Here is a 21,072-nt window from a genome sequence, read left to right as displayed (position 1 = left end):
GGCCGATTAGTGGCAGGGATAGCTAAAATAGCCCCGTCCCAAATTGACTGCTCCCGATGTGGAGCGAGCCGGCATCCGAAAGCAGCTAAAAAGCCCCGTCCCAGAAAGACTGGTCGCAGAAAGACGCGCTAGTCGTGAAGGACGGCGCCGAGAAAGTCGGCGTCAAAGGGCACGGCTTCGGCAAAGGCATGGTTCCCGTCGCTGGCGATGAGCAGGTAGTTTTCCTCGCCGCCGAACTCTGTATCGCCACAGGGGACCACCCAGGCGTGGGCGAATACCTCGAGTGCCGTGGCAGCGCAGTCGCGCAGGAACGTTACATCGCTCCCCTCGTTTGCGCTCACGATATTGGCAACGTAGATACCCCCGGGGTTCAGGCTGCCCCGCACTAAACGCAACGCCTCAACCGTCGCCAGCTCGCGTACGGGCTCGGCACCGCCAAAGCAATCGCTCACGACCACGTCGTAGCGACGATGGCCCACACTCGTCACACCCAGATACGAGCGAGCCTCAGCGGTTATCACCCGCAGGCGATCGCCCGCCGCGCGCTCTAGCTCGTCTAGGTAGAACCAGCGGCGCGCCAGGCGCGTAATCTCTCCGTCATACTCGATAACGTCCATGCGCAGGCCCTCGTGCGACATCAGCGCATATTTGGGATAGGCAAACCCGCCGCCACCTAGCATAAGCATACGGCTGATACCGTGACCATAAACGTCACGCATCGCATCCTCGGCCTCAAACACGTCGTCAAACGCGCGATAATACGCAAAGACGGGCTCCGCCCAGCGCTCGCCGACGTAACTCGCGCTTTGGTAGACACCGCCTTGCACCAATACGCGGACTTCATCGCCGCTCTCATCGTGCACGCGTTTCACACGCGCCAACCCATTGCGGGTTCGCGCAACCTGCAGACAGGCAGCACGAACAGCGACAGCGGCCGCACCAAGCGCCGCGGCTCCCAGAGCAACGCCGGCAACAACGCCGGCAGAAACACTCGGCTTGTTCATTTAGAGCTCCTTTTGCAGATAAAGGCCATGGTCATAAAATCCAAGATGGCGATAGTACTCGCGTGTGCCAATCGCGCTGATCACGTTGATGCGCGCATAACCCGCATCCCGGGCAATCTCGCACGCACGCTCCACCAGCGACCGCCCCAGTCCATGATGCTGCGCCGCCTGGCCCTGGTCGCCCACGCGTGCCGCCATGCCGTACACGTGCACCTCGCGAATCATCGCCTCGTCCGGCGTCGTCGGCAACTCGTCCGCATGCGCGGCAACAAACGAATGGTCGGGCAGCGACAGGCGCAAAAAGCCCGCAATCTTGCCCTGCGGCGTCACCCACTGCAAAAAGCGCTCGTGCGTCACCGGCGTCTCGTACGCTACATCCTCGTCAAGGGTCAGCTCATCCAAGTCGGCACCCGCCGTGCTGATCTCGCGATAGCGAATCTCACGCACCGTCGCACCGTCACCCCGAGCAGCCAGGCGGTTCTCGACGAGCTGACGCAGGTTGGGCTTCTTGTTGCCCACCATAATGTCATCGGAGCTAAAATCGCGGATCATGCGGCTGATACGGCAGAACGGCGGCGTCACCACGATGTCATCGGCTAGCACGTCGAGTAGCTCCTCCTCGGTATAGGGGCGCCACTCGCCGCGCTCGTAACAGCCCACCAGACGCGAGCCCTCGATGAGCGCGCACGGGTAGACCTTGACCTCGTCGGGCATAAAGGCCCCTTCGGTCACAAAGCGCTCGTAGTCGCGCTTGTCCCCCTCGGGCGTGGCGCCCAGCAGGTTAAGCATAAAATGCGCATGGACCTTAAAGCCAAACAGGCGCGCAAGCGAAAACGCCCGCTCGATTTGCCCCACCGAAATGCGACGCTCGTTGATATCGAGCAGGTGCTGGTCGAGGCTCTGGATACCCATCTGGATCTTGGTGCAGCCCAGGCGGCGGATGAGCGTAAGCGCCTGCGGCGTTACGGCATCGGGGCGCGTCTCGATAACGAGTCCCACCACGCGATGCTTCGCCGTCTCGTTGATGCGCTGCTGACGCTCGAGCTCCTCCATCGTTGCCGTCTGCCACTCGGTGACCTCGCCCCACGGCGTACCGGGGCCGTACAAACGACGCACCGCACGGTTATAGCCGCCCACGGCAGCATCCACACGCTCCTGCTCGTCGGCAACGCCGGCAGCGAGCTCGGCCTCGTCTATCGCAATGCCGGCAGCCCGATAGCGCTCGCGACGCTCCGCCACCACCGGCGGCAGCGCATCGGCGGGTGCATCGTCGAGCAGACGCCCCGCCTCGGCACGGCTGATGCCCGGACGCGCCAGCATGGGGTTGGCCGCCACGCCGGCGACGGCATCGTCATTGAGCGCACGGAAAAGCTCCGACATAAACCATGTCTGATAGCCTTCCGGATAGTCGCTCCAGGTGCCACCGAGCACAATGAGCTCAATCTTATCGGTCGCATGCCCCATCTGCGAAAGCGCGGTCAGACGAGCGCTCACCTGCAGATACGGGTCGAAGCAGTTTTGCTCCGCACGGGCGCACGCGGGCTCGGCATGCAAATAGCTTTTGGGCATACGCAGGTCGTTGGGGCAAAACAGGCAATCGCCCGAGCACGGCCACGGCTTGGTGATGACGGTAATGGTCGCCACGCCCGAAGCCGTGCGGCGCGGCTTCATGCGTAGCACCTGCAGCAGTTGACGTTCCAGATCGGAATCGACATTCCACGCAGCCCAACGAGCCGGATCCTCACGTTTAACCCGCTGGTAGAACGGCAGCAGACGGCGCTTGGCCAGATCGCGCTTGTCGGCACCCTCACGGCGCGCCTCGGCATGTATCAGTTTGACGAGCGCCTTGTCGTCTACGGCCTCGCCGCAACGCAGGGCTTTAAGTATGTTCAAGATAATCTGTTCCATGCCCCCATTGTAAAGGCAAAGGCGCCAGAGCCCGTCGCGGCTCCGGCGCCTTCATCAAACAGCGCAGCTATGGTTTATAAGTCTTCGATAGCCGTCTGTCACTCCGGATCAAACGACATGTCGCCCGAACCGACCTCAAAACGATACGTGGCAGACTTATCGCCGTTATCGAATTCATGATTCAAAATAGTCTCGCCATCGTAGCCAAGCGGAAGGAAATCGCTCTCGAAGTCGCCGCTGCCCACGGTAAGGCTCGCCTTAAAGCCCGTAGAATTCGGAACCGTCATCTCCACATCGCCCGAGGCCACGCTCACGTCCATCGACTTCGCGGGGGCCTGGTAGAGCTCGAACGTCGCATCGCCCAAACCGACCTCAGCGCTGAGCGCATCAGTCACGCTGCCCGAAAACTCTACATCTCCCGCACCCAGGAAAAGGTCGAAACCATCACAGATGACACCGGCAATCTGCAGATCACCCGAGCCCACGTGCGCGTTGACTCCCTTCAAATGTTCGGCAACACGGCGTGGCAGCTCAACCGTAACTGAGCGATCGATTGCCTTACCGTCATCACTTCCAAACTGGGAAACCTTGAGCGTCGAGTCCTCGACGGATGCGATGTTTTGCGTCGCGGCCTTGGAGGCATCCATACCCTCGGCAACGCGCCCCCGCTCTATAACGCGAGCCTTGTTGCCATCAACAACCTTGACGTCCACCGAAGCCGCATTGATATCGAAATCGAGGTAGCGGAACTCATCGGCATCAAAAGTCGCACTCGAAAGTCGCTGAGGCCGAGCGGAATAGTTACCGCTATTCAAGGAATCGTCCTCGTCAAACATATCGTCAAAATCAGACAAATGGCCAGATAGAATACCGGTCGTACGCACCATATCGGAATGAGCCAATAGCCGCGAAATGCCAAAGACAAGTCCAATGATAAGCACAAACGCTCCGACGCCAACGCCCAAGCGTACCTTGGATTCATGCGAAAGCTTCATCATTCATCACCCTCTTTGGCAATCGGCTCAGCGGTGGTCGCGGTAGCCACGTCAGCATCAACCGCAGCGGAAACATTCTGAGCCCTAGCTGTCACCGGTGCCGGACCAACCTGAATATCCCCGCGTGCCCAATCACCATCGAGCGCACGCGCCACCCAGTGATAGATGGGAATCGTAAAGAAGATGAGCGCAGCAAAGGGGCCGGCACCAAACGGGAACATCAGCAAAAAGAACAGCAGCCAGCACACGGCCCAATACGGGAACGACTGGAACGGGCCCTTCACCGGAGTCGAGCCAACTGCACCGCCACTCGTCGCCTGCGCCGTAGCAGCGTTGGCGGCCTGTGCACTCCAGCTTGCCGCTTGTGCCGCCTTGGCCGCAGCATCACTCGCCTGCGTTGCCGCCTCGGTGGCGCGTGCCGCCGCCTCATGGGTGCGTGCGCGCTCTGCCGCCTCGGCCTCGCGCTGACGGGCGCGGTCCTCGTTCTCAAACTCGATATCGTCCTCGATCTCATCGCTCGGATTGAGGAGCTCGTCCAGGCTCACGCCATAGAGCTTGGCGAGCGAGATCAGGTTCTCGGTATCGGGCGAGCTCTCTGCGCGTTCCCATTTGCTGACCGCTTGGCGCGACAGTCCCAGCTTTCGTGCCAGCCCTTCTTGACTAAAGCCTTTGCTGCGGCGAAGGTCGGCGAGCCGCTGCGCAGTTTCTACATTCATGGTTCCTCCTATGTGATGCCAGCCGTGCCGCCGGACCGTTTTTGTTCTTAAGGCGCCTTGCACAGTTAAAAATCTATCCGCCACCGCCAAAAGCATGCCACCTATTCTAGTGAGATTTTTGACAACCGGCGGTTGCGGGTGCATATGAGCTGCGGAAATGTGTCCAAACAAAGCAATGACACGTAGCTTGGTTGTCCCCGTTGCGGCGTTAACGGTAGTATGGTCGTACTGTTCATTTCGCACCGCCAACGGAGGGAGTCCCGCGCCGTGAACCGCGATTTTGCCTCATCGCTCATCCAGCTCAACAACACGTTCTATCGCGAGCACTCCGCCTCCTTTTCCGATACGCGTCAGGCCCCGTGGCCCGGCTGGGTACGCACCATGGATATCGCGCTCGAGCAGCTCGACGTCGCCACAATCGAGCATCCCGTCCGCGTCTTCGATCTCGCCTGCGGCAATATGCGATTCGAGAACTTTGCCGCCGGCGGCGCACTTGCCGCCAAGGGCGTCGACGGCGCAAACTCCTCGGCAGATGCCAGCTGCCCGTTTGAGTTCTATGGCGTCGACTCGTGCCAAGACCTGGCCATCGATGCACGCGGTCACGCCCTGCGCATTCCCAACCTGCACTTCCAGGAACTCGACGTGCTCGATGCCCTCATGAAGCTCAACCCCGCCGAGACTCCCGACGCGCTTTTCGACGCCCCGCTCGCCGACATCTCGGTCTGTTTTGGCTTTATGCACCACGTGCCGTCGTGCGAGTACCGCGTACGCGTGCTCGACGCCCTGGTGCGGCAGACGCGCCCGGGCGGCATCATCGCCATTAGCTTTTGGGAGTTTATGAACGACGAGCGCATGGCGCGCAAGGCCGTTCGCGCCGAGGCCCGCGCCGAGCTCACCCCGCCGTTTGAGGGTTACGATTCCGCGCAGTTTGAAGCCGGCGACCACCTCATTGGCTGGCAAAACGACCGCCATGCTTACCGCTATTGCCACCACTTTGACGATCAGCAGATCACCGACTTGGTGCGCGGCGTGCGCACGTTCTACAAGAGCGGCGAGGTCCCCGTACGCGAGCTTGAGCGCTTCCATGCCGACGGTCGCAGTGGCGAGCTCAACCGCTACGTGATTCTCAAGCGCCTGTAGGCACCGACGACTCGCCGTCGAGCCGCACCGCATCTTTCGGGCAAGCTATGCCTACCCTTTTTTCAACCCATTGACGGAACGCGCAGCTATGCGTTCCATACTTATGACCAAGGAGCCTCATGGGAGCCGTCCACGTTCGCACGCCTAAGAACTTTGTGCTCGAAGAGCGCCTGGAGCGCTACGCCGATGCGATTGAGACGAACCCTGAAATCTATGCCGGAGATTGGCGCGAGGCCTGTGCGCCCGCAGGCAGCAAGTCTTTCGAACACCTTCACCTGGATCTTGGCTGCGGCAAGGGAACGTACCTTGTAGAGCGCGCGGCCCACGAGCCAAACACGCTCTTTATCGGCATGGACCAGGAGCCCATCTGCATCGCCTATGCCGCACAGAAAATCTGCGAGCAGGAACTGACCAACGCACTCGTCCTGCCCCGAGGCGCCGCATCGTTGCCGCAGCTGTTTGCCACAGGCGAGCTCGATACCATCACCATCAACTTTCCCACGCCGCAGCCTAAGGCCAAGTACGCCAAAAAACGACTCGTCCATGTCGACCATCTGATGCTCTACCGCCCGCTTTTTTCAGCCGGCGCCACCGTCACGCTGCGCACCGACAGCAAGCCATTGCGCGACTACGCCCTGGGGCAGTTTGCCGCGGCCGGCTACGACACACTTTGGGTAAGTGACGACGTTCGCCGCGACCATCCCGAGCATCCCGAGACCGAATACGAGCGCCGCACGCGCGAGATGGGTGCCGCCGTCTATGGCATTTGCGCCACTCCCGACTCGCTGCCCAGCGACGAACAGCTCACGGCGGGGCGCGCGCAGGAGCAAAGCCTTGCGTGCTACCTGCCCGACAATCTCGATGAGCTCACCTACGTGCCCCTCGGCATGGAAGAGGCCGTCGAGAACTTTAAAAACCGCGCCCGCAAGGGCAAGAAGCGCTTACCGCAGGAGTCCCAGGGGCCTCTGATGGTCGCGGCTTCGGCAAACAAGCGCAAATAGGCGCCAGCAAACGACCCTCAAATCTAAGTGAGTAGACTTTATTGCAATAGCCAAGCACAACCCACGTAACCAATAATAAAACCGCAGGTAGAGCCTTTACGCAAAAGCCATGTGCTCGCGATATTGCAAAAAGTCTACTCACTTAGCTGGCAACTGCACCAAACAGCTGGGCAGAACGCCCATTTCCTGCATTTTCTTGCCTGCAAACGCATCGATGCGACGCTACGCCATAATAGTTGGCGGACAATCGCGAGAGAAAGCAAACACATGGCACAGACCACGACAGATACCGCCGCCAGCACCGTCTCCGGTGCCGGCGCCGCCAGCTCGTTCTCGGGCGGCACGGGAACCGAAGCCGAGTTTGGCTCGCTCGGCGCGCTCTCTCCCACCTGGTGGGAGCCCGAGGACGGCAGCGAGCCCGAACCATGGCTCACGCCCGATCAGGCCTTCGAACGCTTCTTTGAATGGACGAGCGACCGTGGCATTGAGCTGTGGGATCACCAAGAAGAGGCCCTCATGGACCTGGCCGCCGGCGATCACGTCATTTTAGGCACACCGACCGGATCGGGTAAATCGCTCGTCGCACTGGGCATGCTCTTTATGGGCATGGCTCAGGGCAAGCGCTGCTATTACACGGCCCCCATCAAAGCCCTGGTCAGCGAAAAGTTCTTCGACCTGGTACAGGTACTCGGCCGCGATAACGTCGGCATGATCACCGGCGATACGCATATCAATACCAAGGCGCCCGTCATCTGCTGCACGGCCGAAATCCTTGCCAACGATGCGCTGCGCGAGGGCGAGGGCGCCGACGTGGGCTGCGTGGCCATGGACGAGTTCCACTACTTTGCCGACCCCGACCGCGGCTGGGCCTGGCAGGTACCGCTGCTCACCCTGCCCCACACGCAGTTTATGCTCATGAGCGCCACGCTCGGCGATGTCTCCGCCATCGCCGCCTCGCTCGAGGAGCACACCGGCGCTGCTTGCGACTTGGTTGTCGATGCCCCGCGTCCTGTTCCGCTGAGCTACGACTATGTGACGACCTCCCTCGAGGGCACGGTCGAGCTCGCCATGCGCCGTGGCGAGGCCCCGCTCTATATCGTGCACTTTAGCCAGGATGCCGCCCTTGCGACGGCACAGTCACTCGCCAATTTTGGCATCGCCAGCAAGGAGCAGCGCGAAGCCATCAAGGAGGCGGCAAAGGGAACGAGCTTCTCCACGGCCTTTGGCAAGATTCTCAAGCGCCTGCTTGGATGCGGCGTCGGCGTGCACCATGCTGGCATGTTGCCGCGCTATCGCCTGCTGGTCGAGCGCTTGGCGCAGCAGGGCCTGCTGCCCGTCATCTGCGGTACCGATACGCTCGGCGTCGGCATCAACGTGCCCATCCACACCGTGGTGCTCACCGCGCTCACCAAGTTCGATGGTTACAAGATGCGTCGTCTGCGCGCCCGAGAGTTCCATCAAATTGCCGGTCGCGCCGGTCGCTCGGGCTTCGATACCGAGGGCATGGTAATCGCCGAGGCACCCGAGCACGAGATCGAGAATGCCAAGCTTATGGCCAAGGCGGGCGACGACCCCAAAAAACTCCGTAAGATTAAAAAGAAAAAGGCCCCCGAGGGCTTTGTCTCATGGAACAAGCAAACTTTTGAGCGCCTGATCGAGACGCAACCCGAAACACTCAAGCCACGCCTGCGCATCACGCACTCTATGGTGATTAGTGTGGTCGAGCAGGGCGGCAATGCCCGAGCCCGCGTACATGACCTCATCGAGACAAGCCTGCAGGCCCCCGAAGAGAAGGCCAAGCTTGAGGTTCGCGCCGACGAGATCTTCGCCACGCTCATCGACTCCGGCGTCGTCGTGCGCACCGAGGTGCCGCCCGCACCCGACGCTCCGGCTGACGCCGCGCCGGACATCGACTACGCGCTGACGGTCGACCTGCCCGAGGACTTTGCGCTCGACCAGCCGCTCTCGCCGTTTTTGCTTGCCGCGCTGGAGCTGCTCGACCCCGAAAGTGAGACCTATACCATGGACCTCATCTCGATGGTCGAGGCCACGCTCGAGGACCCCAAGCAGGTATTGCGTGCACAGGAGCGCGCCGCACGCGATCGCGCTATGGCCGAGATGAAGGCCGACGGCATCGAGTATGAGGAACGCTTGGAGCGCATTCAAGACGTCACGTACGAAAAGCCGCTCGAGGATTTGCTCGACGCCGCTTTTGACAAGTACTGCCAGGAAGTGCCCTGGGCAAACGACTACCAGCTCTCTCCCAAGAGTGTCCTGCGCGATATGCTGGAAAGCGCGAGCGATTTTAAGGGCTACATTCAAAAGCTCGGCATCGCCCGCTCCGAGGGCATTTTGCTTCGCTACCTGGCAGAGGCCTACCGTTCGCTCGACCGCACCGTGCCCATTGAGAAGCGCGACGAGCGCCTGCGCGATATTATCTCGTGGCTGGGCTTTGTGGTGCGCTCGGTGGACTCGAGCCTGGTGGACGAGTGGGAGAACGCCGGCAACCTGGCAGCCCTCGACGCCGCGCCGCCGCAGGGCATCGACGAGGTCGTGGCGGATCGCCGCGGCTGCACGCTGTTGGTGCGCAACGCGCTCTTTCGCCGCGTGACCCTTGCCGCCCGCGAGCACGTTCGCGACCTGGGCGAGCTCGACAACGACTGGGGCATGAGCGAGATCCGCTGGCAAAAGGCCCTCGATGCCTACCATGAGCAGCACGAGGAAATCCTCACCGACGGAGATGCCCGCAGCGCCGCGATGTTTTCCATCGATGAGTCCGACGAGAAGACCGCGCACGTATGGCACGTGCACCAGATCTTTGCCGACGAGGACGGCGACCACGACTTTGGCATCATGGGCGATGTCGACCTGGACGCCACGCAAGACGGTGGCGAGGTCATCTTCAAAAACTACCGCGTCGGCTTTATCGAAGACTTGCTCGAGGACTAGTCGAACATACTGGACCGAAACGAAGCGGGGCCGTTGGCAATATCGCCAGCGGCCCCGTTTTTGCACTATACGTTATGCCTTACTCGGTATCCTCGACCTCATACGAATCCGCCTCGGCTGGCTCATCGTTTGTCTCTGGCGCAGCCCCGCGCGCCTCGTCAAACGCCGCCTTCATGGTCTTGTTGCCCCACGTGAGCTTGCGAATGGTAAGATCGTCGGCCTTCTTGTTGGCTAGGCGCAGATTGTTCTCGGAGGACAGCAATGCCTCCTTGGTTTTCTGCAGATGGCTAATCGTCTTGTCGATCTCATCGATTGCCGTTTGGAACTTGCGGCTCGCGATCTCGTAGTTGCGACCGAAATCATTCTTGAACTTCTCCATCTTGGCTTCGAAGTTCGTGACGTCGATATTCTGCTGTTTATACTCCGCTAGCTCCTGCTTATAGCGCAGTGAGCCCATGGCGGCGTTGCGAAGGAGCGTGATCATGGGAATGAAAAACTGCGGGCGAATCACGTACATCTTCTCGTAGCGATAGCTCACGTCGACTATCCCTACGTTATAGAGCTCGCTCTCGGGCTCGAGCAGCGTGCAGAGCACCGCGTACTCACAGCCTTTCTGGCGACGATCGTGATCGAGTTTCTTAAAGAAGTCCTCGTTTTTATGCTTGGTCGCGGTCTCGTCGTTCTCGTTTTTCATCTCGAACATTATCGAAATGACCTCGTTGCCGCTCGCGTCGCACTCGCGGAAGATAAAGTCGCCCTTGGTACCCTCGGACGCATCGTTATCCTTCTCGAAGTACGCGTTGGGAAATGCCGTCATGCGCAGACGGTTAAACTCGGTCTCGCAGTGCTGCTCGAGCGACTCGCCCACCATCTTGGTGGACAGACGGACCTTCATGTCCTTAAGGCGCTCGATCTCTTCATCCTTGTAGCGAATCAGGTCATCGCTCGCGCGCTTGGCCTGCGCAAGCTCGAGCTCGTGTGCCGCCTTGGCCTGTTCCTCGCGAGAATCGCGCACCGCCAGCTCGCTCGTCAGTTTGGCACGCGCCTCATCGCGCTCTCGCTCCGCCGCGGCGACCGCCTTCGACAGCTCCATTTTTGCAGAAAGTTCTTGCTCACGAAGCTGTGCACGAAGGCCCTCGGCCTCGCGCTCAGACTGAGCCTTTGCGGCGGAAAACTTCTCTTGTACCTTCGCGCGATAGTCAGCAAGCGCGCGCTCGGCCTCGCTGCGAGCGGCATCGAGCTCACGCTGCGACTCTGCCGCAGCAGCGGCAAGCGCCATCTCCTGGGCCTTGTCCGCCGCGGCAAGCCTGGCCTGCAGCTCGGCAATCTGAGCATCACGTGCAGCTAAATCGTTTTGAGCAGCATTGCGCACCGCCGACTCGACGAGCTTGGCTTCGTCATCTTTGCGCTCCAGCTGCGCACGCAAATTGTCGATCTCGCGCTGGAGTTCGGCATTCTCCTTTTGAGCGTTGGCTCGTGCCTCTACCGCCGCGCGCTGGCTTGCACTCTCGCGCTCTGCGGCAGCGCCCTCGAGCTTGGCGCGCAGCTCGGCGAGCTCAGCATCGCGCTTGGCAACCTCTTGTGCCAGCTGTTGAGCTGCAGCGTTCTTCTGCTCGGTAAGCTGAGCGTTGCGCTGGGACTCTGCCTTTTGCAAGGCAGCCATCGAACGCGAGCGCTCAAGCTCCAGCGCTTGCTCGCCCTCGCGCTGGACCGCCTTCACACGCTCATCCAGGTCGCGCGAAAACTCGGCATCGCGCACTTGCTTGACGATATCCGCATAGCCGGATGCATCGACCTTAAAAACTTCGCCGCAATGTGGGCACTTGATCTCGTTCATAGCAGCTCCTCGATGGACGCAAATTTCAATCGCCTACACTCTACCGCGCCGCACGGACAAAAAAGGTGCCGCCACCATAATGGCAACGGTGCCAGAACCGCCACAAAGGTGCCCGTCCCCTTTGTGGCGGTTTGTGTGACGGTTCGAGAATTACAGTCCAAAGAAGCCTAGGATTTGGTCACGGCTTACGGGCTTGCACTCGTTGGCATCGAGGCCGACATCGTAGCGAAAGATAGGACGTTCGCGATCGCGGTTGCGCGTATTGGTGCGGTCTCCCCTGCTGTGGATATGCCCGTGCAGCATGATGGCACCACGTGCCTTGCCGTTCCAGCTGAGCATGGGGTAGTGGCTCATAACCAGACGATGGCCCTTGGCATAGCCGGGAGCAATCTCCAGGTAATCGCGCACGTCTTCCCAAATCTGCGGTACGTCGGGATCTTCCCAGTCGCCGTCATGGTTACCACGGATGAGCGTCACGTTCTGGCATTCGATGCGCTCGCGCAGGCGCACGGCATCCGCTAGGGGCAGACGATAGGTAAAGTCACCCAGAATATAGAGGCGGTCGTCCGCAGCCACGCACTCATTGATAACATCGATGACCTTGCGGTTCATCTCCTCAACCGAGCCAAACGGTCGGTCCATGTCGTGCAAGATATTCGTATCGCCCAGGTGCAGGTCGGCGGTAAACCACATCATCGTCTCAGTCCTCATTTCGCAACGCGTCCAACTCGTGCTAAGTATACAGACGCAGCGATGCAGCAGTTACCCAAAGAGCCCGCCAAACAGTCCGCGACGGCGCTTGTCTATTTATTCGTACCTTTACCCTGGGCGTTCTTATCCTTTTGCTTTTTGCAATCCTGCTCCAGCTCATCGTCGTCGAGTAGCATATCCCTCTCAAACGAATCGTTCGTCAAATCGAACAGGTCATCGTCATCAAACATGGCAGCCTCCCTTACCGATTAGCGGGCATCCACCACATAGAGGCCAACGCGCACCTGGTGCCACGGGCTACGCTCGGGGGCAACCTGCTGCACGCGGGCCTCAAATACGTCCTCATGGCCGTAATACATCATCAAGGACAGCGGACCGACCTCGTTTCCCGGAACATAGCCAAGCTTGGTGTTGCCGTAGTAGATCGCAACCGCCTCGGGATCATGGGGATTATCACGCTCGGCGCACAGCGTCAGCTTATCGCCCGCTTTAAGATCGCCCAGGACCAAAGCGCCGTCGGCATACTGAAATCCCGCAATGTGAAACGACAGAAGAACACGTGAAGGCTCGTACATAGCAACTCCCCTAACGGCCGGATAAACCGGCGCTTAACCTTACCGAGAAGTCTACGGGCCCGCGCGGACACAAATTCATCCTGTCTGCGTCTTTAAATCGCTCGCTGCTACTCTTGCACGACAGAGCGCTTGCAGATGAGATAGAGGCACGGATGGCATCCGTGGCAGCGGGTCTTGCCAATTCCGATACACGTTTTCATCGTGAGAAGTGGCCGTCTTCGCTTACGCGGAGGCGGCCACTTTGTTTGTCCCTACGCCATCTGATTTTAATGCACAAACATGCGCACGAATTTGTGCTTCCAGTTTGCGTAAGGGGCATAGCGAAATGGCACGTCCAGCCACGTTGCCTTGTTCACGATGCTCTTCTTGTGGCTAAACGTATTGAAGCTCTCGCGTCCATGGTACTGCCCCATACCGCTCGCTCCCATGCCGCCAAAGCCCATATGGCTCGTAGCCAGGTGCATGATCGTGTCGTTGACGCAACCGCCACCAAAGGGCACGTAACGCACAAAGCGCTGCTGAACCTCACGGTCCTGGCTAAAGATATACAGGGCCAGCGGCGTCGGACGATCCGTAATAAACGTCTCGGCCTCGTCTAGGCTCTCAAACGTCAGCACCGGCAAGATGGGACCGAAAATCTCCTCCTGCATCACGGCGTCATCGGGGGCCACGCCGTCCAAAATTGTCGGCTCAATCTTGAGCGAAGCCTCGCGCGCAGCACCTCCAAGCACGACCTTATCGGGATCGATCAGCCCATGCACGCGCGCAAAATGCTTGGCATTGACGATATGCCCGTAATCCTCGTTGTCGAGCGGATGCTCGCCAAACATACGGCGCGCCTCTTCCTTGATGAGGCCCAGCAACTCGTCGTGCACACGCGTATCGACCAGCAGGTAGTCGGGCGCCACACAGGTCTGCCCCACGTTGAGCCATTTACCAAAGGCGATACGCCGTGCTGCAACCTTCAAGTTTGCCGTCGCATCCACGATGCAGGGACTCTTTCCACCCAGCTCAAGCGTCACGGGCGTAAGGTTTTTACTTGCGCGCTCCATGACGAGCTTGCCGACCGGAACGCTACCGGTAAAGAAGATCTTGTCCCAGTACTCATCGAGCAGCGCTTCGTTCTCGGCGCGCCCGCCCTCGACAACTGTCACCAGGCACGGATCAAATGCCTCTTCGCAGATCTGCTTGAGCACCGCACTCGATGCCGGAGCATAGGCGCTCGGCTTGATGACCACAGTATTGCCCGCGGCAAGGGCGCCGGCGAGCGGCTCGAGCGTTAGCAAAAACGGGTAGTTCCACGGGGCCATGATGAGCGTGACGCCATAGGGCACGGCTTGCGTTTTGCACACACTCACGGCGTTGGCAAGGTCGCACGGACGCAGGCGCGGACGACTCCATCGAGCCACATGTGCGATCTGATGACGAATCTCGGAAAGCGACGTGCCGATCTCGCACATATACGCCTCGTCATGCGACTTTCCCAAATCGGTCTTGAGCGCATGGGCAATATCGGCCTCGTGGGCCCGCACCACATCGCGTAAACTCACGAGCGCACGACGTCGAGCATCGACATCAAACGTGGCGTGCGTCTTAAAGTAGACGCGCTGGTCTCCGACAATGCGCGCAATTTCCTCGGTGTTCATGGACCCTCCTAGTTCTCGCCCTCAAACATACCACCCGCGACGACCTCGTACATGCGCATCAGCTCCAAACGGTCCATCAAAAGTGGAACGGGGTACAACGGATTGGCCTCGGCATCGGCATGCGCCGCCATCTCGGGAATGTCAGAGCGGCGAATGCCCGTCACATATTTGGGAATGTCCAAGGCGGCGTTCATTCGAACGACCCAATCGATAAAGGCCTCGACGGCATGCGTCAGGGCGCCCATGCCCGTCTGCCCCGTAATGGAGGCGGGCAGACCTCGCGTGAACTCGGGGTCGTGCACCGCAAAGCGTGGGATAAGCACAAAGTCGTTAATGGGGTACTTGTGGTGCGTCTCGTCATCGGTGATAACCGCCGCGAGCGTGACTTCGCTTCCCGTACCGGCGGTAGTGGGAACCGCAATAAGCAGCGGCAGGAGACGGTGGACGCGCAGCAGGCCGCGCATCTTGTTGATGGGCTTGTTTGGCTGCGCGATTCGTGCTCCCACGCCCTTGGCACAGTCCATGGCCGAGCCACCGCCAAAGCCGATAATGGCCTGGCAGGCGCTCTCTCAGCATGCTCCAGAATGCGTGGCTCGGTATAGGGCAGCACCGGCAATGCGATGCGAAAAACCGTTTGATACGTTCGGCACCAGGCGCAGCGGGCTAGATGCATAAAGGAAACTCCCTCATTTGTTGATTGGTCAACATTTGCTCGACCGATTCTACTCATCGGAGCTCGCAGGCGGCCTGCCAATCGTTAATCAATCAACATCTTCATATCTCAAAATTGTTTTATCAAAAATCATTCCTAATAGGCTTCACATTTTGTTGCATTTATGGATAATAGAACTCGTCAAGACGCACGTCCGGAGAGGGCCCTTACGGGATCGGACAAGCGCCCCATCGCCATCCATCGAAAGGATCGAATCATGAAATTTGTTTGCCCCGTTTGCGGTTATGTGGAAGAGTTCGACGGCGACCAGCTGCCCGAGGATTTTAAGTGCCCCCAGTGCGGCGTTCCCGGTTCTCGTTTCCTGAAGCAGGAGGAGGGCAAGCTCGAGTGGGCTGCCGAGCACGTCGTGGGCGTCGCCAAGATGGAGGGCGTCTCCGAGGACATCGTTGCCGATCTGCGCGCCAACTTTGAGGGCGAGTGCTCTGAGGTCGGTATGTACCTGGCCATGGCTCGTGTCGCCCATCGCGAGGGCTATCCCGAGATCGGCCTATACTGGGAGAAGGCTGCCCACGAGGAGGCCGAGCACGCCGCCAAGTTCGCCGAGCTCCTGGGCGAGGTCGTGACCGACTCCACCAAGAAGAACCTCGAGATGCGCGTTGAGGCCGAGAACGGCGCCACTGCCGGCAAGACCGATCTTGCCAAGCGCGCCAAGGCCGCTGGCCTCGATGCCATCCACGACACCGTGCACGAGATGGCTCGCGACGAGGCCCGCCACGGCAAGGCTTTCGCCGGCCTGCTCAAGCGCTACTTTGGCTAGGCCAACCGCCTGAGAGATAATCTCTAACTTTAAAGGGCCCGGACCGCATGGTTCGGGCCTTTTTTCGTGTCTCATGAACTCGTTAACGCCCTGAAATAGGGCCACCTTCGGCATCGACTTCTCGTCAAAAACTAAGTGAGTAGACTTTTTGGAACTTGCCGAGCAGACCATCCATATTGCTCTATAAAGCCGCAGGTAAATGACTTGTTGCAAAACGGCCTGGTCGCCATCACGCCAAAAGTCTACTCACTTAGATCCGCGCCGTCCACGATCGAGCTGTTTTGTGTCCAATGGACATCTTTCCGTCGATTACTCCCAATTTTGTCCAGTCAACGAATAGTTCAGACCGGAGTAATGCCTCAGCCCTTTGCTCATCCGAGCTTTTATAGCGATATTCAACATCGAGCATCCTGCATACGGCCTTAACGATCGCACGGAATCTATCCTCATCGAATATCTGTCCGTGTGTCAGGAGAAGCACGTCGTAGCCCATGGCTTGAAGCGCCGTCATGCGGTCAGCGTCACGCAAGCCATCCCCAGCGCGCCCGTGCGAGGCATTTCCCTGACATTCAATGGCCACCTGTCGCCTCCCGTCCGGCGAGGAAAGAAGTAGATCGATATATACGCGGGTCTTTCCTACAATCGCTCGAGCACTTGTGCTTAGCACCACTTTGACATTGAGCTCTATGCCGCAAAACCCTTCACCTCCCAGGGCTCGCGGCAGTCCAAGCAACAAATACGCCTCGACCTCAAAAGGCGAAGCGGCACCCAATGGAACGAGATGCGATACCGCCATAAATCGATTGCCGTAACGCATCCCGCAAACATCTGAACAAAAACGGTCAAGGTCCCCATCCAAAACCAAAGCGTCGCGACGCCATAAATTTGAGGCGGTGCCGCCCTCGGACGGGCAGCGCACCCAACCCAACGTTGTCGAAATCGTACCCGAATCAATTGCACGCGAAAGCTCCACCTCAAGTGGCGCCGGCAGGGCACATACCGCAAACAGGCCGCACATCTCCGCCAATACCAGAAGAAGTTGGAGATCCGTCAGATGTCGAGACATGATAAATGCCGTCAGTAGAGGAGACGTGACCAAAAATCCATGCTCCGTTTCCAGCACGGATTCCCTGGGGAGTTCACCAAGAAACAGCCGCTGCCTAATGTTGGCAGGGCAAGTCCGTTTGTTTCTCGTCCGAACCAATGTATACAACGGAAAACCGAGCGCGACCGCAGCCGTCGGGTTGCGGACGAGGTCATATCGCTGCCGGTCTTCATCCGGCCGCGGAAGCGGAGGACACAAAGCGCGGACTTGAGGGGGCAAACGCCAGTACCTAAAAGCCGATATGTCACAAAGTAGATCCTTCATAGGCACAGGAAAGCACGAATTTCAACCCAGTCGGTCTCTCATTGGCGCGAACGCACCAAAAATGGAGCCGAACGAACTGCAAAGTTTTCAACAGCCCTCCCCAACTGGCCAAAAGCTTACCGAGAACTGGACGAAGCCCTGTCGAAAACCCCCCCCCCTTTTTCTCATGCGGAAGCTTTACGCGGCAAGTGAGTAGACTTTTTGGGACATCCCGAGCAGACCGATGATCCCACTTCTCAAAACCACAGGTAGATAGCTTGTTACAAAACTGTCTGGTCGCCAAAGTGCCAAAAGTCTACTCACTTAGGTTACAGAGTGCCCCATTAGCTGCGATTCCAGGGTATTAAGCACCTCCGGACTTAGGTCGTCATACTGGACAAGAATTTGAGTTGAGTTTTCAGGGACAGATGCGCCATCGGCACACGAATAACAGTTACTGATATCGATAAAAGGGATGCTCGAGTGCGTGAGGGCCTGCGCAAAAGAGCTTCCGCCCGTTCCCCGCTCCGCAACCACGGTGCAGTAAAGACCTGCGTCTGCATGCTCGATCGAAACCTCTCCTGCTGTAAACGCATTCCGTACAAGCGCCGCCAGGCCATCACGCGCCTCACGAGCACGAACGCGCACGCGGTTCACATGTCGCTCGTAATCACCCGATTCCAGCAAACGAGCCAAAGCGACCTGGTCGACAGAGCTCACCGACGAGGCGTAGAAACCAAGGTTGCACCTAAACCGCTTCATCAGCTCATCGGGCAACACCATGTACGCTAGACGCAACGCCGATGAAAGGCTCTTCGAAAACGTGTTGGTGTAGATGACCGATTGAGCGGCATCGATCGAAGCAAGCGCGGGAATCGGCTTGCCGGCCAGACGAAACTCGCAATCAAAGTCATCTTCGATGAGATATCGACCTGGTCGCTCGGCGGCCCAGCTCAGCAGCGCATAGCGACGCGCAATGCTCGTCACCAGGCCGGTCGGATACTGATGGGACGGCATCAGGTGAAGGACATCGGTCCCCGTTTTCTGCAGAGCGCTCAAGTCTACGCCCTCATCATCCAACGGGATATGTCGAACTTTGCAACCCATAGCCTGATAGATGCGCGTCAGGCGCAAATAGCCCGGGTCCTCAACGGCATACACCTTGTCGGCGCCAAGCAACTGAACCAACATGGTATCGAGCAGCTGGGCGCCCGCACCGATAACAACGTTGTTGGGGTCGACATTCATGCCCCTTGTCCCGCGCAGATGGTGGGCAATTGCGCGTCGTAGCCGAGTGGTGCCCTGTGCCGGCGCGGTCGAAAAGATTTCGCGCTCGTCTTCGGATGCCAGCGTCGCCCGCAGCGCGCTTTGCCAAAGCCGCGCCGCCTCCAAAGCAGAAGGAGAAAGTGCATCGAATCGCTCGACCTGTCCGTTGACATCATGCGCGCCGGAACCCGCAGAGACGGCATCCCGGTCGATGCCCTCTGCAGCCGAAGCCAAAACCGGTGCATCCGGAAGCTCGCAAGCGTAGTAGCCACGACGCGGCATTGAGCAAATATAGCCCTCGGCAAGTAACTGGCTATATGCATTCTCGATGGTAATGACACTGATTCCCAGATGATTGGCAAAGGCGCGCTTAGACGGAAGATGCTCCCCCGCCGCAATGCGTCCAGCAACGATATCATCTCGAATTTGCTGGTAAATATACTCATAGAGCGATGCTTCGCCGCGTTTTTCCAAATTGTAGTCAAGCATGAGTTTATCACCTGACCTTATTGAGTCATTCAATCTGGTATTAGTCTGGCCTTATTATTATCTCTAAAACTGAGTATTTCGCCATACCCAGCTCCCCGATAGGATGTTCCGTCAAGCAATGCACATGCCAACCAAGGGAGCAACCATGGCAGAACAGACCAGCAAGGCAGATCGCGTCAAACTCAATCGCGAGCTCGCGCAGATGCTCAAGGGCGGCGTCATCATGGACGTCACCACGCCCGAGCAGGCACGCATCGCCGAAGAGGCGGGCGCCTGCGCCGTCATGGCACTCGAGCGCATCCCGGCCGACATCCGTGCCGCAGGCGGCGTCTCACGCATGAGCGACCCCAAGATGATCAAGGGTATCCAAGAGGCCGTCTCCATCCCCGTTATGGCCAAGTGCCGCATCGGCCACATTGTCGAGGCGCAGGTCCTGCAGGCCATCGAGATCGATTACATCGACGAGTCCGAGGTTCTCTCCCCTGCCGACGACGTCTATCACATCGACAAGACCCAGTTTGACGTGCCGTTTGTCTGCGGCGCCCGCGATCTGGGCGAGGCGCTGCGCCGTGTTGCCGAGGGCGCCACGATGATTCGCACCAAGGGTGAGCCGGGTACGGGCGATGTCGTCCAGGCCGTGCGTCACATGCGCAAGATCCAAAAGCAGATCCGCGACGTTGTTGCCCTGCGCGATGACGAGCTCTTTGAGGCAGCCAAGCAACTGCAGGTTCCGGTCGAGCTGGTGCGCGAGGTCCACGCCACGGGCAAGCTTCCCGTCGTGAACTTTGCCGCCGGCGGCGTAGCGACCCCCGCCGACGCCGCGCTGATGATGCAGCTGGGCGCCGAGGGCGTCTTTGTGGGATCGGGCATCTTTAAGAGCGGCAACCCGGCCAAGCGCGCCGCCGCCATCGTCAAGGCCGTGGCAAACTTCACCGATGCCAAACTCATTGCCGAGCTTTCGGAGGACCTGGGCGAGGCCATGGTGGGCATCAACGCCGACGAGATCGAGATTATCATGGAAGAGCGAGGGCGCTAGTCCGGCAGAAAGGATCGCCCATGAGCGATTATGCAGACCAAACGGTCGCCGTGCTGGCGGTCCAAGGCGCTTTTGCCGAGCACGAAGCAAGACTATCCGAGCTGGGCGCACACTGTATTGAGCTGAGGCAGGCGGCCGATTTGCAGCAGAACTTTGACCGTCTGGTACTTCCCGGCGGCGAGTCCACCGTTCAGGGCAAGCTACTTGCCGAACTCGATATGCTCGAGGATCTTCGTACCCGCATTGTTGAAGGCATGCCTGTACTGGGAACTTGTGCCGGTCTGATTCTGTTGGCGCGCGACCTTGCCGCCCACGATGACAAGGGGACACCGCGCTTGGCAACCATGGATATACTCGTTGAGCGCAATGCCTATGGCAGGCAGCTCGGCAGTTTTCGCACCAAGGGGCAGGTAGGCGGTATCGACGGTGAAGTGCCGTTAACGTTTATCCGTGCACCCCGCATCGTCGAGGTGCACGGCAATGCCGAGGCCCTAGCCGAAGTCGATGGCCGCATCATCGCCGCCCGTCAAGACAATCAGCTCGGCGTCACCTTCCACCCCGAGCTCGACGACGACACCCGCCTCCACGAGCTCTTCCTCCAAATGTAGGCAGAAAACAAACGAACGTGGATTTTCAGACGCATAGCAAATGAGAGTGGAAATCTCCCACTTTGAGCTTGGATGCAAGCTCAAACCGGGAGATTATCCACTCTCATGCTATGTAGTCGTTGGGGACGTTCTCAACGACTACATTGCGATAGACTGCCACGTTTGCCCAGATAATACCGACCAAAATAAACCTGTCCCTTTTTGGCAGGTTTGGATCAAGGCAACGCCGATGTTTTGGCAACGACAGACACTATGACCCAATCCGAGGGCACTAAAAAGATAGGAGCCCCCGCTCGTGACCGCGGGTCGGGGCTGCGACAATGATGTTGAAGTGCCATAGGCGCAGCCGCGCC

At 59.1% G+C, this 21,072-nt stretch carries 18 protein-coding genes; 6 read left to right on the top strand and 12 right to left on the bottom strand.

Annotation, left to right across the window (positions count from 1 at the left end; genetic code table 11):
* Positions 1–128: 128 nt before the first annotated feature.
* The 4 genes from ACTQV3_RS06550 to ACTQV3_RS06535 all read right to left on the bottom strand — a co-directional run bounded on the left by ACTQV3_RS06550 (position 129) and on the right by ACTQV3_RS06535 (position 4,623).
* Positions 129–1,004 carry a spermidine synthase gene (locus ACTQV3_RS06550; RefSeq protein WP_441068772.1) on the bottom strand — a complete coding sequence of 292 codons (876 nt, stop codon included), beginning with the start codon at positions 1,002–1,004 and terminating at the stop codon, positions 129–131.
* Positions 1,005–2,912 carry an elongator complex protein 3 gene (locus tag ACTQV3_RS06545; RefSeq protein ID WP_441068774.1) on the bottom strand — a complete coding sequence of 636 codons (1,908 nt, stop codon included), beginning with the start codon at positions 2,910–2,912 and terminating at the stop codon, positions 1,005–1,007.
* A gap of 98 nt (positions 2,913–3,010) precedes the next feature.
* Positions 3,011–3,910 carry a DUF4097 family beta strand repeat-containing protein gene (locus tag ACTQV3_RS06540; RefSeq protein WP_441068776.1) on the bottom strand — a complete coding sequence of 300 codons (900 nt, stop codon included), beginning with the start codon at positions 3,908–3,910 and terminating at the stop codon, positions 3,011–3,013.
* The gene (locus ACTQV3_RS06535) at positions 3,907–4,623 is read right to left on the bottom strand and encodes a helix-turn-helix domain-containing protein (RefSeq protein WP_441068778.1); all 717 of its coding nucleotides are present in this window, start codon (positions 4,621–4,623) and stop codon (positions 3,907–3,909) included. The genes ACTQV3_RS06540 and ACTQV3_RS06535 overlap by 4 nt, the downstream gene beginning before the upstream one ends.
* A 267-nt stretch (positions 4,624–4,890) precedes the next feature.
* Between ACTQV3_RS06535 and ACTQV3_RS06530 the strand changes: the two genes are divergently transcribed.
* The 3 genes from ACTQV3_RS06530 to ACTQV3_RS06520 all read left to right on the top strand — a co-directional run bounded on the left by ACTQV3_RS06530 (position 4,891) and on the right by ACTQV3_RS06520 (position 9,713).
* Positions 4,891–5,763 carry a class I SAM-dependent methyltransferase gene (locus ACTQV3_RS06530; protein WP_427747897.1) on the top strand — a complete coding sequence of 291 codons (873 nt, stop codon included), beginning with the start codon at positions 4,891–4,893 and terminating at the stop codon, positions 5,761–5,763.
* A 119-nt stretch (positions 5,764–5,882) separates the two neighbouring features.
* Positions 5,883–6,764, top strand: a complete 882-nt coding sequence (trmB, locus tag ACTQV3_RS06525; RefSeq protein ID WP_441068780.1) for a tRNA (guanine(46)-N(7))-methyltransferase TrmB — start codon at positions 5,883–5,885, stop codon at positions 6,762–6,764.
* A gap of 267 nt (positions 6,765–7,031) precedes the next feature.
* Positions 7,032–9,713, top strand: coding sequence for a DEAD/DEAH box helicase (locus tag ACTQV3_RS06520; protein ID WP_441068782.1), 2,682 nt, complete (start codon positions 7,032–7,034; stop codon positions 9,711–9,713).
* Positions 9,714–9,792: 79 nt separating this feature from the next.
* Here ACTQV3_RS06520 and ACTQV3_RS06515 read toward each other — a convergent pair whose 3' ends face one another.
* The 6 genes from ACTQV3_RS06515 to ACTQV3_RS06490 form a co-directional block, all read right to left on the bottom strand.
* Positions 9,793–11,550 carry a DUF2130 domain-containing protein gene (locus tag ACTQV3_RS06515; protein WP_441068784.1) on the bottom strand — a complete coding sequence of 586 codons (1,758 nt, stop codon included), beginning with the start codon at positions 11,548–11,550 and terminating at the stop codon, positions 9,793–9,795.
* A 150-nt stretch (positions 11,551–11,700) separates the two neighbouring features.
* Positions 11,701–12,246, bottom strand: coding sequence for a metallophosphoesterase (locus ACTQV3_RS06510; protein WP_441068786.1), 546 nt, complete (start codon positions 12,244–12,246; stop codon positions 11,701–11,703).
* Between the two features lie 107 nt (positions 12,247–12,353).
* Positions 12,354–12,491, bottom strand: a complete 138-nt coding sequence (locus ACTQV3_RS06505) for a hypothetical protein (protein WP_441068788.1) — start codon at positions 12,489–12,491, stop codon at positions 12,354–12,356.
* Between the two features lie 18 nt (positions 12,492–12,509).
* Positions 12,510–12,836 carry an HIRAN domain-containing protein gene (locus tag ACTQV3_RS06500; protein ID WP_117655201.1) on the bottom strand — a complete coding sequence of 109 codons (327 nt, stop codon included), beginning with the start codon at positions 12,834–12,836 and terminating at the stop codon, positions 12,510–12,512.
* Positions 12,837–13,102: 266 nt separating this feature from the next.
* Positions 13,103–14,482, bottom strand: a complete 1,380-nt coding sequence (locus ACTQV3_RS06495) for an aldehyde dehydrogenase (RefSeq protein ID WP_441068790.1) — start codon at positions 14,480–14,482, stop codon at positions 13,103–13,105.
* 8 nt (positions 14,483–14,490) lie between these two features.
* On the bottom strand, positions 14,491–15,006 hold the full coding sequence (locus tag ACTQV3_RS06490) for an iron-containing alcohol dehydrogenase (protein ID WP_441068792.1): 516 nt from the start codon (positions 15,004–15,006) through the stop codon (positions 14,491–14,493).
* 405 nt (positions 15,007–15,411) lie between these two features.
* Here ACTQV3_RS06490 and ACTQV3_RS06485 point away from each other — a divergent pair, with 405 nt between their 5' ends.
* Positions 15,412–15,972: a ferritin family protein gene (locus tag ACTQV3_RS06485; RefSeq protein ID WP_154517090.1), complete on the top strand. Its 561-nt coding sequence runs from the start codon at positions 15,412–15,414 to the stop codon at positions 15,970–15,972.
* A 250-nt stretch (positions 15,973–16,222) separates the two neighbouring features.
* On the opposite strand, the gene ACTQV3_RS06480 is transcribed toward ACTQV3_RS06485, so the two are convergent.
* Both ACTQV3_RS06480 and pdxR read right to left on the bottom strand, forming a co-directional pair.
* Entirely contained in the window at positions 16,223–17,095 is an 873-nt protein-coding gene (locus ACTQV3_RS06480) for a hypothetical protein (RefSeq protein ID WP_441068794.1), read from the bottom strand.
* A gap of 549 nt (positions 17,096–17,644) precedes the next feature.
* Entirely contained in the window at positions 17,645–19,075 is a 1,431-nt protein-coding gene (gene pdxR / locus ACTQV3_RS06475) for a MocR-like pyridoxine biosynthesis transcription factor PdxR (protein ID WP_441068796.1), read from the bottom strand.
* Between the two features lie 145 nt (positions 19,076–19,220).
* Here pdxR and pdxS point away from each other — a divergent pair, with 145 nt between their 5' ends.
* Both pdxS and pdxT read left to right on the top strand, forming a co-directional pair.
* A complete protein-coding gene (pdxS, locus tag ACTQV3_RS06470; protein ID WP_154517081.1) occupies positions 19,221–20,111 on the top strand; it encodes a pyridoxal 5'-phosphate synthase lyase subunit PdxS in 891 nt (296 codons plus the stop codon).
* A 20-nt stretch (positions 20,112–20,131) separates the two neighbouring features.
* Positions 20,132–20,719, top strand: a complete 588-nt coding sequence (gene pdxT, locus ACTQV3_RS06465; protein ID WP_441068798.1) for a pyridoxal 5'-phosphate synthase glutaminase subunit PdxT — start codon at positions 20,132–20,134, stop codon at positions 20,717–20,719.
* The last annotated feature ends 353 nt before the right edge of the window (positions 20,720–21,072 follow it).

Origin of the sequence: Collinsella sp. LCP19S3_A7 (assembly GCF_052121995.1) — a bacterium.
Taxonomy (GTDB): Bacteria; Actinomycetota; Coriobacteriia; order Coriobacteriales; family Coriobacteriaceae; genus Collinsella.
This window is presented reverse-complemented; position numbering and strand designations above follow the sequence as displayed.

Coding starts and splice junctions, on each gene's coding strand:
- ACTQV3_RS06500 (WP_117655201.1), bottom strand. CDS start 12,836: ATGTACGAGCCTTCACGTGTTCTTCTGTCGTTTCACATTGCGGGATTT.
- pdxT (WP_441068798.1), top strand. CDS start 20,132: ATGAGCGATTATGCAGACCAAACGGTCGCCGTGCTGGCGGTCCAAGGC.
- ACTQV3_RS06490 (WP_441068792.1), bottom strand. CDS start 15,006: ATGGACTGTGCCAAGGGCGTGGGAGCACGAATCGCGCAGCCAAACAAG.
- pdxS (WP_154517081.1), top strand. CDS start 19,221: ATGGCAGAACAGACCAGCAAGGCAGATCGCGTCAAACTCAATCGCGAG.
- ACTQV3_RS06505 (WP_441068788.1), bottom strand. CDS start 12,491: ATGTTTGATGACGATGACCTGTTCGATTTGACGAACGATTCGTTTGAG.
- ACTQV3_RS06515 (WP_441068784.1), bottom strand. CDS start 11,550: ATGAACGAGATCAAGTGCCCACATTGCGGCGAAGTTTTTAAGGTCGAT.
- ACTQV3_RS06495 (WP_441068790.1), bottom strand. CDS start 14,482: ATGAACACCGAGGAAATTGCGCGCATTGTCGGAGACCAGCGCGTCTAC.
- ACTQV3_RS06510 (WP_441068786.1), bottom strand. CDS start 12,246: ATGATGTGGTTTACCGCCGACCTGCACCTGGGCGATACGAATATCTTG.
- pdxR (WP_441068796.1), bottom strand. CDS start 19,075: ATGCTTGACTACAATTTGGAAAAACGCGGCGAAGCATCGCTCTATGAG.
- ACTQV3_RS06535 (WP_441068778.1), bottom strand. CDS start 4,623: ATGAATGTAGAAACTGCGCAGCGGCTCGCCGACCTTCGCCGCAGCAAA.
- ACTQV3_RS06520 (WP_441068782.1), top strand. CDS start 7,032: ATGGCACAGACCACGACAGATACCGCCGCCAGCACCGTCTCCGGTGCC.
- trmB (WP_441068780.1), top strand. CDS start 5,883: ATGGGAGCCGTCCACGTTCGCACGCCTAAGAACTTTGTGCTCGAAGAG.
- ACTQV3_RS06485 (WP_154517090.1), top strand. CDS start 15,412: ATGAAATTTGTTTGCCCCGTTTGCGGTTATGTGGAAGAGTTCGACGGC.
- ACTQV3_RS06540 (WP_441068776.1), bottom strand. CDS start 3,910: ATGATGAAGCTTTCGCATGAATCCAAGGTACGCTTGGGCGTTGGCGTC.
- ACTQV3_RS06545 (WP_441068774.1), bottom strand. CDS start 2,912: ATGGAACAGATTATCTTGAACATACTTAAAGCCCTGCGTTGCGGCGAG.
- ACTQV3_RS06550 (WP_441068772.1), bottom strand. CDS start 1,004: ATGAACAAGCCGAGTGTTTCTGCCGGCGTTGTTGCCGGCGTTGCTCTG.